This is a genomic window from Pseudomonas gebzensis (assembly GCF_034427815.1).
In the GTDB taxonomy this organism is placed as follows: domain Bacteria; phylum Pseudomonadota; class Gammaproteobacteria; order Pseudomonadales; family Pseudomonadaceae; genus Aquipseudomonas.
This window is the reverse complement of the sequence record NZ_JAXQNS010000001.1, coordinates 77,248-92,054: the sequence shown is the minus strand read 5'-3', so window position 1 is coordinate 92,054 and position 14,807 is coordinate 77,248. Positions and strand designations below refer to the sequence as shown.

General features: G+C 65.0%; 12 protein-coding genes. 9 read left to right on the top strand and 3 right to left on the bottom strand.

Annotation, left to right across the window (positions count from 1 at the left end; all coding sequences use genetic code 11):
- Positions 1 to 23: 23 nt before the first annotated feature.
- Positions 24 to 1,676 carry a Na+/H+ antiporter gene (locus SJI00_RS00395; RefSeq protein ID WP_322459804.1) on the bottom strand — a complete coding sequence of 551 codons (1,653 nt, stop codon included), beginning with the start codon at positions 1,674 to 1,676 and terminating at the stop codon, positions 24 to 26.
- 502 nt (positions 1,677 to 2,178) lie between these two features.
- Between SJI00_RS00395 and SJI00_RS00390 the strand changes: the two genes are divergently transcribed.
- The 4 genes from SJI00_RS00390 (at position 2,179) to SJI00_RS00375 (ending at position 5,287) form a co-directional block, all read left to right on the top strand.
- Entirely contained in the window at positions 2,179 to 2,526 is a 348-nt protein-coding gene (locus SJI00_RS00390) for an ArsC family reductase (protein WP_322459803.1), read from the top strand.
- Between the two features lie 38 nt (positions 2,527 to 2,564).
- On the top strand, positions 2,565 to 3,599 hold the full coding sequence (gene dapD / locus SJI00_RS00385) for a 2,3,4,5-tetrahydropyridine-2,6-dicarboxylate N-succinyltransferase (RefSeq protein WP_322459802.1): 1,035 nt from the start codon (positions 2,565 to 2,567) through the stop codon (positions 3,597 to 3,599).
- Positions 3,600 to 3,674: 75 nt separating this feature from the next.
- A complete protein-coding gene (locus tag SJI00_RS00380; RefSeq protein ID WP_322459801.1) occupies positions 3,675 to 4,880 on the top strand; it encodes an aminotransferase class V-fold PLP-dependent enzyme in 1,206 nt (401 codons plus the stop codon).
- Entirely contained in the window at positions 4,877 to 5,287 is a 411-nt protein-coding gene (locus SJI00_RS00375) for a SufE family protein (RefSeq protein ID WP_322459800.1), read from the top strand. Before SJI00_RS00380 ends, SJI00_RS00375 begins: the two co-directional genes overlap by 4 nt.
- 306 nt (positions 5,288 to 5,593) lie before the next feature.
- Here SJI00_RS00375 and tcdA read toward each other — a convergent pair whose 3' ends face one another.
- Positions 5,594 to 6,412 carry a tRNA cyclic N6-threonylcarbamoyladenosine(37) synthase TcdA gene (tcdA, locus tag SJI00_RS00370; protein WP_322459799.1) on the bottom strand — a complete coding sequence of 273 codons (819 nt, stop codon included), beginning with the start codon at positions 6,410 to 6,412 and terminating at the stop codon, positions 5,594 to 5,596.
- 252 nt (positions 6,413 to 6,664) lie between these two features.
- Between tcdA and SJI00_RS00365 the strand changes: the two genes are divergently transcribed.
- The 4 genes from SJI00_RS00365 (at position 6,665) to SJI00_RS00350 (ending at position 11,715) form a co-directional block, all read left to right on the top strand.
- Positions 6,665 to 9,256: a glycosyltransferase gene (locus tag SJI00_RS00365; protein WP_322459798.1), complete on the top strand. Its 2,592-nt coding sequence runs from the start codon at positions 6,665 to 6,667 to the stop codon at positions 9,254 to 9,256.
- 97 nt (positions 9,257 to 9,353) lie between these two features.
- On the top strand, positions 9,354 to 10,505 hold the full coding sequence (gene dapE / locus SJI00_RS00360) for a succinyl-diaminopimelate desuccinylase (RefSeq protein ID WP_322459797.1): 1,152 nt from the start codon (positions 9,354 to 9,356) through the stop codon (positions 10,503 to 10,505).
- Positions 10,505 to 11,317, top strand: a complete 813-nt coding sequence (locus tag SJI00_RS00355) for a putative RNA methyltransferase (protein ID WP_322459796.1) — start codon at positions 10,505 to 10,507, stop codon at positions 11,315 to 11,317. The genes dapE and SJI00_RS00355 overlap by 1 nt, the downstream gene beginning before the upstream one ends.
- 20 nt (positions 11,318 to 11,337) lie before the next feature.
- On the top strand, positions 11,338 to 11,715 hold the full coding sequence (locus SJI00_RS00350; RefSeq protein ID WP_322459795.1) for a hypothetical protein: 378 nt from the start codon (positions 11,338 to 11,340) through the stop codon (positions 11,713 to 11,715).
- Between the two features lie 67 nt (positions 11,716 to 11,782).
- Here the strand turns inward: SJI00_RS00350 and SJI00_RS00345 are convergent, their stop codons facing one another.
- A complete protein-coding gene (locus tag SJI00_RS00345; protein ID WP_322459794.1) occupies positions 11,783 to 11,992 on the bottom strand; it encodes a cold-shock protein in 210 nt (69 codons plus the stop codon).
- A 232-nt stretch (positions 11,993 to 12,224) separates the two neighbouring features.
- Between SJI00_RS00345 and plsB the strand changes: the two genes are divergently transcribed.
- The gene (plsB, locus tag SJI00_RS00340) at positions 12,225 to 14,711 is read left to right on the top strand and encodes a glycerol-3-phosphate 1-O-acyltransferase PlsB (RefSeq protein ID WP_322459793.1); all 2,487 of its coding nucleotides are present in this window, start codon (positions 12,225 to 12,227) and stop codon (positions 14,709 to 14,711) included.
- Positions 14,712 to 14,807 lie beyond the last annotated feature (96 nt).

Here is a 14,807-nt window from a genome sequence, read left to right as displayed (position 1 = left end):
AGTACCGAATCCACACTGCAGCCTTACTTGATCGGGCCGAGGTTGGCCTCGCTCATATCCAGCTCACCCAGCACCTGACGCACCACCTCGTCGCCGATCTCGCGCTGGCGCAGCAGCCGGTACAGCTCCAGGCGCTGGGCACGCAGGGCGTGCAGGCGCAAACGGCGCTCCAGAGCGTCCATCTGCTGCGCGACCGCGCGGGCTTCAGCAGTGTCCTCGTAACGGTCCAGCTCGGCGCGGTACTCGGCCATCAAGCGCGCCTTGAGTTCGGTGGCCAGGGTCGCCTGGGTGGCGTCCTGCGGGGCGGCAGCGTCGACCACTTCCTCTCCTTCCAGCGCGTGAATGGCCGCTTCTGCGGTGCGCCGCCAGGCGTCCTGGACTTCCTGATGCAGGCGCTCATCCGGGCTTTTGTCGACACCGCGCAGCAACAGGGGCAAGGTCACGCAGGCGCAGACCAGTGACAGCAAGATCACTCCGGCGGCGATGAAGATCAGCAGGTCGCGTTCTGGAAATGCCTGGCCGACACCGATCAGCAACGGCACCGACATCACGCCCGCCAGGGTCACCGCGCCGCGCACTCCGCCCAATGTCAGCAGCCAGCACGAACGTGCGCTGGGCACCATCACCAACGCCGACTTGCCACGCCAGCGCCGCCATGCGCCAATCGCCCGCCAGACGCTCTGCACCCAGATGAACCGCAGTACCACCAGCACCACGAAGATCGCCAGTACGTCCAGACAGCGGTAGGCCAGGGTCGGCCACAGCGACGTCTCATGGCTGGCAACCGCCTTGACGATGTCGGGCAACTGCAGGCCCAGCAGGAGGAAGATCAGGCCGTTGAAGGCAAATTCGAGCAACGACCAGACGCTGCGATTGAGCAACCGGGTGCTGGTCTGGCGCGGCAGCAGGTCAAGCCAGCTCTGCATCATGCCGGCGGCCACTGCCGAGAGAATGCCAGACGCGCCCAGGCGCTCCGCCAGCACGTAAGCAGCGAAGGGCAGCAGCAGCATGAACACCACGTGGGTGGCCGGATCATCCCAGCCCTGGGCGATCATCCAGGCCCGCAGCCGTCCCACCAGCCAGCTCAACGCCACGCCCACGGCCAAGCCGCCGAGCGCGACCAGCACGAAGGTGACGCTGGCCTCGGCCAGCGAGAAGACCCCGGTGATGGCGGCGGCAAGGGCGAACTTGAACGTGACCAGGCCCGAGGCGTCATTCATCAGCGCCTCGCCCTGGAGCATGTGCATCAGGGGCCGGGGCAGGCGGTCCTGGGTGATGGCCGAGACCGCCACGGCGTCGGTCGGCGACAGCACCGCCGCCAGGGCGAAGGCCACGGGCAGCGCAATGCTCGGCAACAGCCAGTGGATGAAGTAGCCGGCGCCGACCACGGTGAACAGCACCAGGCCTACCGCCAGGCCCACCACCGGCCCGCGCAAGCGCCACAGCTCGCGCTTGGGCATGCGCCAGCCATCGGCGAACAGCAACGGCGGCAGGAACAGGAACAGAAACAGCTCGGGGTCCAGCGCCACATGCAGCCCCAGGGTGGGCCAGGCCAGCAACGCGCCCGCTGCGATCTGCAGCAAAGGCAGCGGGACCGGCAGCGGGATCATGCGTCCGAGCAGTTTCGACAGGCTCACCAGCGTCAGCAGGATGAGGACGGTGTAGGCGGACTGCATGGGGCGGGGTTCCTTGGGCTGGGGGGTGGACGGGTTCGCTGGGTGTTGAAGGGTGGCCAAACCATCGGTGTACGGGCAGCGCAACGGCTTGCACGCTGCACCAAGGTCGTAGCGCGGGTCTGCGACATGGAGGCCAGCGGCGGGGGCAGAGTTCCGTTCGTTGCGTCTGCCGGTGTCGGGCGGCGCAATCGAGCGAAGGCTTTGGGCGTCACGTGTTGCTGGCCGTGCGCGGCACCGGCGGTGCAGGCCCGAGGAAACCTTGACCGTCGTTGGCCCGAGCCACCGACAAGCGCGTCAACCTGGCTTGTTTGCGCGCGACGGTCGCTACGCCACGGCGCTTTGGGCGTCGGCCGCACAGCGCGCCTCTGGATCACCCTGCGGCCTTGGCAGAAACGCCGCAGCCGTGGCGCTAAACGACCCGTTGCCGCATAATCGCCCATCTATTTTTTTCCCGGAGATCGTGGGAAGGCGCTGGCCCAGCCGGCACTGCCCTCAGCATTCAATGGCGTACACCCTTTACGGCATCAAAGCTTGCGACACCATGAAAAAGGCGCGCAGCTGGCTGGAACAACAGTCGCTCGACTACCAGTTCCACGACTACAAAACCCAAGGCATCGACCGCGAACGCCTGACCCGCTGGTGCGACGAGCACGGCTGGCAGGTGCTGCTCAATCGCGCCGGTACCACCTTCCGCAAGCTCGACGAGGCCAGCAAGGCCGACCTGGATCAGGCCAAGGCCGTCGACCTGATGCTTGCGCAACCCTCGATGATCAAGCGTCCGGTGCTTGACCTGGGTGACCGCACCCTGGTGGGTTTCAAGCCTGATACCTACGCCGCCGCGCTGGCCTGACCGCCGCCCTCCACCCCTTTTTCGCATGAGGTAACTGCATGTCCACTACCCTGTTCAGCCTGGCCTTTGGTGTCGGCACCCAGAACCGTCAGGAAAACTGGCTGGAAGTCTTCTACGCGCAACCCCTGGTCAACCCCAGCGCCGAGCTGATCGCCGCCATCGCGCCGATCCTCGGTTACCAAGGTGGTAACCAGGCGATCACGTTCAGCACCGGCCAGGCCGCGCAACTGGCCGAAGCGGTCAAGCCGCTCGACGCCGTGCAAGGCGCCCTGCTCACCCGTCTGGCAGAAAGCCACAAGCCGCTGGTCGCGACCCTGCTGGCCGAAGACGGCGCGCTGAGCTCCACCCCTGAGGCCTACCTGAAGCTGCACCTGCTCTCGCACCGCCTGGTCAAGCCGCACGGCGTTTCGCTGGCCGGCATCTTCCCGCTGCTGCCGAACGTGGCCTGGACCAGCCAGGGCGTGATCGACCTGGGCGAGCTGGCCGAGCGTCAGCTCGAAGCGCGCCTGAAGGGCGAGCTGCTGGAGGTGTTCTCGGTCGATAAATTCCCGAAAATGACCGACTACGTGGTGCCGAGCGGTGTGCGTATCGCCGACACCGCCCGTGTGCGCCTGGGCGCTTACATCGGCGAAGGCACCACGATCATGCACGAGGGCTTCGTCAACTTTAACGCCGGCACCGAAGGCCCAGGCATGATCGAAGGCCGCGTTTCGGCCGGCGTGTTCGTCGGCAAGGGCTCGGACCTGGGCGGCGGTTGCTCGACCATGGGCACGTTGTCGGGCGGCGGCAACATCATCATCACCGTGGGTGAAGGCTGCCTGATCGGCGCCAACGCCGGCATCGGCATCCCGCTGGGCGATCGCAGCATCGTCGAAGCGGGCCTGTACATCACCGCCGGCACCAAGGTGCAGTTGCTCGATGAGCAGAACCAGCTGGTCAAGGAGGTCAAGGCCCGTGACCTGGCCGGCCAGGCTGATCTGCTGTTCCGTCGCAACTCGGTCACCGGCGCGGTCGAGTGCAAGAGCCACAAGTCGGCCATCGAGCTGAACGAGGCGCTGCACGCGCACAACTGAGAACCCGCGGGTTTGAAGTGATAAGCTCGGGTCTGGCGTAATGCCAGACCCGTTTTCTTTTCAGGCCTCGCGATCATGTTGCAACCCTCCCCCTGGCGCGCCGATTTTCCGGCCCTCGCCACCCTTCAAGGCCAGCGCCAGACCTACCTGGACAGCGCCGCCACCAGCCAGAAACCCCAGGCCCTGCTCGACGCGCTGCTGAGCTATTACAGCCAGGGTGCGGCTAACGTACACCGTGCCCAGCACCTGCCAGGGGCCTTGGCCACCGAAGCGTTCGAGCGTACGCGCGACGCGCTGGCGGCCTGGCTCAACGCCGCCAGCGCGCAGCAGATCGTCTTCACCCATGGCGCCACCTCGGCCTTGAACCTGCTGGCCTATGGGCTGGAGCATGGCTTTCAGGCGGGCGACGAGATCGCCGTCAGCGCCTTGGAACACCACGCCAATCTCTTGCCCTGGCAGCAACTGGCCAAACGCCGAGGCCTGACACTGGTGATCCTGCCGATCACTGAACAGGGCCAGATCGATGTCGATGCCGCCCTGCAGTTGATCGGCCCGCGCACGCGACTGGTCGCAGTCAGCCAGTTGTCCAACGTGCTCGGCACCTGGCAGCCCTTGGGACCATTGCTGGCCCATGCCCGCGCACAGGGCGCGCTGACGGTGGTCGACGGGGCCCAGGGCGTGGTGCATGGCCGGCCGGACCTGCAGCAACTGGGTTGCGACTTCTATGTACTGTCGAGCCACAAGCTGTATGGCCCCGATGGCGTCGGCGTGCTGTACGGCCGCGCCCAGGCGCTGGCGCATGTGCGGCACTGGCAATTTGGCGGCGAGATGGTGCACCTGGCCGAGTACCAGCAGGCCAGTTTTCGTCATGCACCGCTGGGGCTGGAGGCCGGCACGCCGCCGATTGCCGGGGTGATCGGCCTGGGCGCCACGCTGGATTACCTGGTCGGGCTGGACAGCGCCGCCGTGGCGCTGCACGAAGCGCGTCTGCACGAGCGCTTGCTGCAGGGCCTGAACGAGCGTCGGGGCATTCGTGTGCTGGGTGCCCCGCAAGCTGCACTTGCCAGCTTCGTGGTCGAGGGCGTGCACAATGCCGACATCGCCCATGTCCTGACCGAGCAAGGCATCGCCGTGCGCGCCGGGCACCACTGCGCCATGCCATTGATGAACAGCCTGGGGCTGAACGGTGCGATCCGTGTGTCGCTGGCGCTGTACAACGACAGCGACGACCTGCAGCGTTTCTTCGACGCGCTGGATCAAGGGCTGGAGCTGTTGCGATGAGCTTGCCGACCGATGCGCAAGCAGCGCTGGACAGCTTCGCCGCTGCACAAGGCTGGGAACAGCGGGCGCGCCTGTTGATGCAATGGGGCGATCGCCTGGTGCCCCTGGCGCAGGCCGAGAAAACCGAGGCCAACCGCGTGCATGGCTGTGAAAGCCAGGTCTGGTTGGTGGTGCAGCGCAACGGTGCGCAGTGGCAGTTCCAGGCCAGCAGCGATGCCCGCCTGTTGCGCGGCTTGCTGGCATTGTTGCTGGTGCGGGTGCAAGGCCTGGACGGCAGCGCATTGGCTGCGCTGGATCTGCGGGACTGGTTCACGCGGCTGGGCCTGGAGCGACAGCTGTCGCCGTCGCGCAGCAACGGGTTGCATGCGGTACTGCTGCGAATGGCGCAGTTGCTGAGCGAGGGCTGACGGCGCAGCCCGTGGCGCAGCGCTGCCTGCCGTTGAGCTGCGCCCCATCTGTGGGAGTGAATGTTGGAGCCTAGGGGCTTAGGCTTTGCTGTCGACCAGCGGTCATTTCAAGCTCGTGCAAGCAGCCGTCCTACAAAAAAACGGGAGCGACTTCAGTCGCGATGGGCCGCAACGCGGCCCTCATCCAAGCACCGCCTCGGTCTCCAGCAAGCGCATTGGCCCTGGGTGGTTCGCGGTAGGGCCATTGGGCCGGCTGCGCCGACCATCGCGGCTGATCGGTCCGCCGAAACGGCTGCGCCTAGACGCCTATACGTCTGCAACCTGCGCCACTCGCTCGGCCGGCCGCCGCGCGCCAGCCACCAGTTTCTCCACCGCCTTGCTCGCCGCCACCATGCCAAAGGTGGCCGTGACCATCATCACCGCGCCAAACCCACCGGAGCAGTCCAGGCGCACCCCCTCGCCAACGAAGCTCTTCTGCAGACAGATGCTGCCGTCCCCTTTGGGGTAGCGCAGTTGCTCGCTGGAAAACACGCACGGCACACCGTAGTTGCGGCTGACATTGCGCGAGAAGTTGTAGTCGCGGCGCAAGGTGGAGCGCACCCGCGAGGCCAAGGGGTCATTGAAGGTCTTGTTAAGGTCGGCGATCTGGATCTGCGTCGGATCGATCTGCCCGCCCGCCCCGCCTGTGGTGACCACTGCGATCTTGCGCCGACGGCACCAGGCGATCAGCGCCGCCTTGGCCATCACGCTGTCAATGCAGTCGACCACGCAATCGAGCTGCTCGGTGATGTACTCGGCCATGCTGTCGCGGGTGACGAAGTCCGCCACCGCGTGCACCTGGCAGGCCGGATTGATCGCGCGCAGCCGTTCGGCGGTGACGTCGACCTTTGCACGACCGATCTGCCCTTGCAGCGCGTGAGCCTGGCGGTTGGTGTTGCTCACACAGACATCGTCCAGATCGAACAGACTGATTTCGCCGACGCCACTGCGCGCCAGGGCTTCGGCCACCCACGACCCTACGCCGCCGATACCGACCACGCCGACATGGGCCTGGCGCAGGCGCTGCAGCCCCTCGTCGCCGTACAGGCGGGCAACGCCGGCGAAGCGTGGATCTTCTGTGCTCATGGCTCACCTCCGAAAAAACGGCGCGCAGTATAGGCCACACGGGGGCTGGCCGGCACCCGCTGCGTGCACCGTCTGGCCTATCCGGTTAGGAAAGACGGACAGAACCCTGCTTTAATGCTTTCTGAACAATCAGAAATGGACGACAACGAAGCGGGATTACGGCTCGTCTTCAACACGAGCCCTGCGACTGTCAGCCCCTTTGCCCAAACAGCCGTTCACCCGGCCCCGCTTCAATGGAACCGACGCATCCCTATGTCTTCACGCAAATTTGGCCTCAACCTGGTGGTGGTCCTGGCTATCGCCGCGCTGTTCACTGGTTTCTGGGCACTGATCAATCGCCCGGTGTCGGCCCCTGCCTGGCCTGAACAGATCTCTGGCTTCTCCTATTCGCCGTTTCGCCTTGGGGAAAGCCCGCAGCGCGGGCAATACCCGACCGACGAGGAGATGCGCCAGGACCTGGAGCAGATGAGCAAGCTCACCGACAGCATCCGCATCTACACCGTCGAGGGCACGCAGGCCGACATCCCGCGCCTGGCCGAAGACCTGGGCTTGCGGGTGACCGTAGGCATCTGGATCAGCACGGACCTGGAGCGCAACGAGCGCGAAATCGCCACCGCCATCGAACTGGCCAACACCACGCGCAGCGTGGTGCGCGTGGTGGTCGGCAACGAAGCGCTGTTCCGTGAGGAAGTCACGCCCGAGGCGTTGATCCAGTACCTTGATCGCGTGCGTGCAGCGGTCAAGGTGCCGGTCACCACCAGCGAGCAGTGGCACATCTGGAAAGCCCACCCGGAGCTGGCCAAGCACGTCGATCTGATCGCCGCGCACATCCTGCCGTACTGGGAATTCATCCCGATGCAGGACTCGACCACCTTCGTCCTCGACCGGGCCCGTGACTTGAAGCTGCAGTTCCCGCGCAAACCCTTGCTGTTGTCGGAGGTGGGCTGGCCGAGCAATGGCCGCATGCGCGGTGGCGCCGATGCCACACAGGCCGACCAGGCGATCTACCTGCGTACGCTGGTCAATACCCTCAATCGCCAAGGCTACAACTACTTCGTCATCGAGGCCTACGACCAGCCGTGGAAGGCCAGCGACGAAGGTTCGGTGGGCGCTTACTGGGGCGTATTCAACGCCGCGCGCCAGCAGAAATTCAATTTCGAAGGGCCGGTGGTGGCGATTCCACAGTGGCGGGCGCTGGCGGTGGCCTCGGTGGTGCTGGCGATGATCGCCCTGGCGGTGCTGCTGATCGACGGCTCCTCGCTGCGCCAGCGCGGGCGAACTTTCCTGACCTTCATCACCTTCCTGTGCGGCTCGGTGCTGGTGTGGATCGCCTACGATTACAGCCAGCAGTACAGCACCTGGTTCAGCCTGTCGGTGGGGGTGCTGCTGGCGCTCGGCGCGCTGGGCGTGTTCATCGTGTTGCTCACCGAAGCCCATGAACTGGCTGAAGCGGTGTGGACGCACAAGCGGCGACGTGAATTCATGCCGGTCGAAGGCGATTCGCACTACCGGCCCAAGGTCTCGGTGCACGTGCCCTGCTACAACGAGCCGCCGGAAATGGTCAAGCAGACCCTCGACGCCCTCGCCGCGCTGGACTACCCCGATTTTGAAGTACTGGTGATCGACAACAACACCAAGGACCCGGCCGTGTGGGAGCCGCTCAAGGCCCATTGCGAGGCCTTGGGCGAGCGCTTTCGCTTCTTCCACGTCGCGCCCCTGGCGGGCTTCAAGGGCGGGGCACTGAACTACCTGCTGCCGCTCACCGCCCCGGACGCCGAGGTGATTGCGGTGATCGACTCGGACTACTGCGTCGATCGCAACTGGCTCAAGCACATGGTGCCGCATTTTGCCGACCCGAAGATTGCCGTGGTGCAGTCGCCGCAGGACTACCGCGACCAGCATGAAAGCGCCTTCAAAAAGCTCTGCTACAGCGAATACAAAGGCTTCTTCCACATTGGCATGGTGACCCGCAACGACCGTGACGCGATCATCCAGCACGGCACCATGACCATGACCCGCCGCGCGGTGCTCGACGAACTGGGCTGGGCCGACTGGTGCATTTGTGAAGACGCCGAACTGGGCCTGCGGGTGTTCGAGAAAGGTCTGTCAGCCGCCTACGCGCACAACAGCTATGGCAAGGGCCTGATGCCCGACACCTTCATCGACTTCAAGAAACAGCGCTTCCGCTGGGCCTATGGCGCCATCCAGATCATCAAGCACCACGCCAGCGCCTTGCTGCGCGGCAAGGGCAGCGAGTTGACCCGCGGCCAGCGCTACCACTTCCTCGCAGGCTGGCTGCCCTGGGTGGCCGATGGCATGAACATCTTCTTCACCGTGGGTGCATTGCTCTGGTCGGCGGCGATGATCATCGTCCCGCACCGGGTCGACCCACCGCTGATGATCTTCGCCATCCCACCCCTGGCGCTGTTCTTCTTCAAGGTTGGCAAGATCGTGTTCCTCTACCGCCGCACGGTGGGCGTCGATCTGCGTGATGCCTGCGCCGCTGCGTTGGCGGGGCTGGCGTTGTCACACACCATCGCCAAGGCGGTGCTGTACGGCTTCTTCACCAGTAGCATGCCGTTCATCCGCACGCCCAAGCACGCCGACAGCCATGGCGTGTTCAAGGCCTTGTCCGAAGCGCGGGAAGAGGTGTTCATCATGCTGCTGTTGTGGGGCGCAGCCGGCGGTATCTACCTGGTGCAGGGCCTGCCGAGCTCTGACATGCGCTTCTGGGTGGCGATGCTGCTGGTGCAATCGCTGCCCTACCTGGCCGCGCTGATCATGGCGCTGCTGTCGTCGCTGCCCAAGCCGGGCGAGGTTTCTGTCGAGGCGCCCGCCCAGTGAAAGGGCGAGCCGGCCCTGCAAAGGGCCGGCAAGGCGTTACATATTGCTATAAGATAACGCCCCCTCGATTTCGCCCTTGCCCTGCCCGGAGTTCTTCATGACGGCCTCAGCCGAGCGCTCACCTACCCTTCAACTGGCGTGCGACCTGATCCGCCGCCCTTCGGTCACCCCGGTCGACGCCGATTGCCAGGCGCAGATGATGAACCGTCTGGGCGCAGTGGGCTTTGCCCTCGAGCCGATGCGCATCGAAGACGTCGACAATTTCTGGGCCACCCACGGCACCCAGGACGGTCCGGTGCTGTGCTTCGCCGGCCACACCGACGTGGTCCCGACCGGCCCGGTGCAGCAGTGGCAGCACGAGCCGTTCAACGCGCTGATCGATGCCGACGGCATGCTCTGCGGCCGTGGCGCTGCGGACATGAAGGGCAGCCTGGCCTCGATGGTGGTGGCCAGCGAGCGCTTCGTGCACGACTACCCCAACCACCGCGGCAAGGTGGCATTTCTCATCACCAGCGACGAAGAAGGCCCGGCCCACCACGGCACCAAAGCGGTGGTCGAACGCCTGAAAGCCCGTAATGAACGGCTGGACTGGTGCATCGTCGGCGAGCCGTCGAGCACCCACCTGCTGGGCGACGTCGTCAAGAATGGTCGTCGCGGCTCACTGGGCGCCCAGCTCACGGTGCGCGGCAAACAAGGCCATGTGGCCTATCCGCACCTGGCGCGCAACCCGATCCACCTGGCGGCCCCGGCTCTGGCTGAACTCGCTGCCGAGCATTGGGACGAGGGCAACGCGTTCTTCCCGCCGACCAGCTTCCAGATCTCCAACCTCACTGCCGGCACTGGCGCTACCAACGTCATCCCAGGCGACCTGACGGCGCTGTTCAACTTCCGTTTCTCGACCGAATCGACGGTTGAAGGCCTGCAAAAGCGCGTCGCGGAAATCCTTGACCGCCATCAACTGGACTGGTCGATCGACTGGGCGCTGTCGGGTATGCCGTTCCTCACCGAACCTGGCGAACTGCTCGATGCAGTGGCCGCCAGCATCAAGCAGGTCACCGACCGCCAAACCCAGCCTTCGACCAGCGGTGGCACCTCCGACGGGCGTTTCATCGCCACCATGGGCACCCAGGTGGTAGAGCTCGGCCCGGTCAACGCCACCATCCACCAGGTGGATGAACGCATCCTGGCCAGCGACCTCGACCTGCTGACCGAGATCTACTACCAGACGCTGGTGCGGTTGCTCGCCTGATGCTCACCTGCCCGCTCTGCCAAGGCTCGCTGAGCCAGCTCGACAACGGCGTCGTGTGCCCCGCCGGGCACCGTTTCGACCGCGCCCGCCAGGGTTACCTGAACCTGCTGCCGGTACAGCACAAGAACAGCCGCGACCCCGGCGACAACCAGGCCATGGTCCAGGCGCGCCGCGATTTCCTCGACGCCGGGCATTACGCCCCGGTGGCCGAGCGCCTGGCGCAACTGGCCGCCGAACGCGCGCCAGGCACCTGGCTCGACATCGGCTGCGGCGAGGGTTATTACACCGCCCGCATCGGTCAGGCACTGCCGACAGCCCAGGGTTTTGCGCTGGATATTTCCCGCGAGGCGGTCAAACGCGCCTGCCGGCGTGACCCGCGCCTGACCTGGATGGTCGCCAGCATGGCGCGTGTGCCGCTGAGCGACGCCAGCTGCCAGTTCATCGCCAGCGTGTTCAGCCCGCTGGACTGGAGCGAAGCCAAGCGCCTGCTCAGCCCGGGCGGCGGCCTGATGCGCGTCGGCCCGACCGAGGGCCACCTGATGGAACTGCGCCAGGCGCTGTACGACGAGGTACGGCCCTACGCCGACGACAAACACCTGGCGCTGGTGCCTGAAGGCATGACCCACGCCCACAGTGAAATTCTGCAATGGCGCCTGAGCCTGGCCGAGCCCAAGGCCCGCGCCGACCTGCTGGCCATGACCCCGCACGGCTGGCGCGCCAGCGCCAAACGCCGTACACGTGTGATCGAACAGACCGCGCCATTCGAGGTCACGGTTTCCATGCGCTATGACTATTTCGTGCGCCAAGCCTGAGCACACCCGGAGCCCCTCCCATGCGCCAACCTGATATCGAGATCTACCTCAAGGACGCCGACGTCGGCCACCCACAGATCACTGACTGGCTGCAACAGGCCATCGGGGCCTGCAGCCCGTGGCAGCAACGCGGCCAGACCTGGAAATGCCAGGCGGGTAACATCCCAGTCACTTGGATACCCAAGGCTGTAGGAAAATGGAACAGCCTGCTGTTAGAAAGTGATCAGACCCCGTGGGAAGATGACATCGCCTGCGCGCGGGCTGCATTTGCCGCGCTGGGCGTCGAAGTGCGCTGCGCACCGGGCAGCTGGGCCGAGGAAGATGGTGAGGAAGATGCCGACCGCTGGATCCGCGTGAGCACGGACGGCGAAGAGGAAATCACCTGGCGTACGGCCTGAAGGCCGGCGCAGCGGGCTCGGGCCGAAGACTGCGCAGGTCTTCAGCCCGGCACGTCAAGCAAGGCGCTTAGAGGCCCACCACGTCCTCGGCCTGAAAGCCTTTTTGACCTTCCACCAAGGCGTATTCCACCCGTTGCCCTTCGCTCAGCGAACGGTGTCCTTCACCGCGGATCGCGCGGTAGTGGACGAACACGTCGGCACTGCCTTCGCGCTGAATGAAGCCAAAGCCTTTGGCATCGTTGAACCATTTGACATTCCCAGTCTCACGAGACGACATCTGAACTACTCCGCTTTTTATTGTGAATAGCGCGTTGGCCTACAGCCGCAATCGTCTGTACCGCCAAGCGTGAAGAAAATACCTGCAAGTGGCAGGCCGGATCTCTGATAGTCAAAGAAGAAAATTTGATGCGCAAAAACCGCCCAGCATCGACTTGGCTGAACTTATGCCCAGGCAGCAGACTAATGGCTTGCACCTTGACCCGAACTCTTTACCCCAGGGCCTGCCGCCAATGACACGTTCCCCCCTGCGCCGCTTGATCTTCAGCGCCCTGCGCCGCGTCCTGTACCTGTGGGTGCGTTCCGAAACCATCAATCAATCCTCGACCACCCTGAACCTGGACCGCAGCCGGCCGGTGTTCTACGCCCTGCCCTCGCCGGCGCTGACCGACCTGGCAGTGCTCGACCACGAATGCACCAAGGCCGGGCTGCCGCGACCGGTGCTGCCGGTCACGGTCGGTCCGTTGCAGGAACCGGCCGCCTTCTTCTACCTCACGCCCGACCCCGACTGGCTCGGCCGCCACGACAAACGCGGCGCACCGCCGACCCTCGAGCGTCTGGTCACGGTGCTCGGCAAGCATGCCGAAGAAGACGCGCAGATCATTCCGGTGAGCGTGTTCTGGGGGCAGTCGCCAGAGAGCGAATCGAGCCCGTGGAAGCTGCTGTTCGCCGACAGCTGGGCCGTCACTGGCAGGCTGCGCCGGTTGCTGACCGTGCTGATCCTGGGGCGCAAGACCCGCGTGCAGTTCTCGGCGCCGATTCATCTGCGCGAGCTGGTCCAGCACAACAAGGGGCACGAGCGCACGGTGCGCATGGCCCAGCGCTTGATGCGCGTGCATTTTCGCAATCTGAAGAGTGCGGTCATCGGCCCGGACGTTTCGCACCGGCGCACCTTGGTCAAGGGCCTGGTGCATGGTCCGATGGTGCGTCAGGCGATCCGCGACGAGGCCGAGCGCCAGCACATCGCCTACGAAAAGGCCGAAGCCCTGGCGTTGCGTTATGGCAACGAGATCGCCTCGGACTACACCTATACCGTGATCCGTTTTCTCGAAGTGGTGCTGAGCTGGTTCTGGCACAAGATCTACGACGGCATCAAGGTCAATCACATCGAACAGGTCCAGGCCATCGCGCCCGACCATGAAGTGGTGTACGTGCCGTGCCACCGCAGCCACATCGACTACCTGCTGCTGTCCTATCTGCTGTTCCGCAATGGCCTGACGCCGCCGCATGTCGCCGCTGGCATCAACCTCAACATGCCCGTAGTCGGTGGCCTGCTGCGCCGGGGCGGGGCGTTTTTCATGCGTCGCACGTTCAAGGACAACCCGCTGTACACCGCCGTATTCGACGAATACATGCACACCCTGTTCAGCAAGGGGTTTCCCGTCGAATACTTCGTCGAAGGCGGACGTTCGCGCACCGGGCGCATGCTGCGACCGCGCACTGGCATGCTGGCCATCACGCTGCGCAGTTTCCTGCGCTCATCGCGCACACCCATCGCGTTCGTACCGGTGTATATCGGCTACGAGCGGGTGCTCGAAGGCCGTACCTACCTCGGCGAACTGCGCGGCGCGAGCAAGAAGAAAGAGTCTGTTTTCGATATTTTCAAAGTGTTCGGCGCCCTGCGGCAGCGCTTCGGCAAGGTCTATGTCAACTTTGGCGAGCCGATCCACCTCGGCAGCTTTCTCGATCAGCAGCAGCCGGGCTGGCGCGATCAGCCGTACGCCCCTGAGTTTCGCCCCAGCTGGCTCAGCGCGGCCACGCGTCAGCTGGGCAACACCGTGGCGCGCCACCTCAACGAAGCCGCGGCGGTCAACCCGGTCAACCTGGTCGCATTGGCCCTGCTCTCCAGCAGCCGTCACGCGCTGGACCAAGACGCCTTGACCCGTGTGCTCGACCTGTACCTGTCGCTGCTGCGCCAAGTGCCCTACTCCGACCACTCGACGCTGCCCGAGGGTGACGCCCTGGCGCTGATCAGCCACGTCAAGGACATGCAGCTGCTGGCCGAACAAAGCGACGCCATGGGCCGCATCCTCTACCTGGATGAAGCCAATGCGGTACTGATGACCTACTACCGCAACAATGTGCTGCACATTTTCGCCTTGCCTGCCCTGCTGGCCAGTTTCTTCCTCAGCAGTTCACGCATCAGCCGCGCACAGATTGGCCAGTTCGTCCGGGCGCTCTATCCGTATCTGCAAACCGAGCTGTTCCTGCGCTGGACGCCGGAGCAGCTGCCCGAGGTCATCGATCAATGGCTGGCGGCGCTGGTGGAGCAAGGCCTGTTGCGCTGCGAAGACGGCATGTACATTCGCCCGGCACCCAGCTCGCAGCCCTTTGTCCTGCTGACCTTGCTGGCGCGCGCCATCACCCAGACCTTGCAGCGCTTCTACATGGCCACTTCCCTGCTGCTCAACAGTGGCCAGCACGCGTTGAGTGCCGAGGAGCTGGAATCGCTGTGCGTGATGATGGCGCAGCGGCTGTCGATTCTGCACGGCCTGAACGCACCCGAGTTCTTCGACAAGACGCTGTTCCGGCATTTCATCCAGACCCTGGTCGAGCAGGGTGTGCTGTACGCCGATGCGGGTGGCAAGCTCAGCTACCACGAGCGCCTGAGCGAGCTCAGCGAGGCGGTGGCCAAGCGTGTGTTGTCTGCGGAGCTGCGCCTGTCGATTCGGCAGGTGGCACTGCACCGGGAAACCTTGAGCACAGCGGTGATCACCTGATGGTCGAGGCCGCCCGCCTGCCGCTCCGGCGCCGGTAGGCGCATCGGACGCACGTGGGCGCAGAGAGGCCCGCACCCTCGGCCTCCTGGCGTCTTG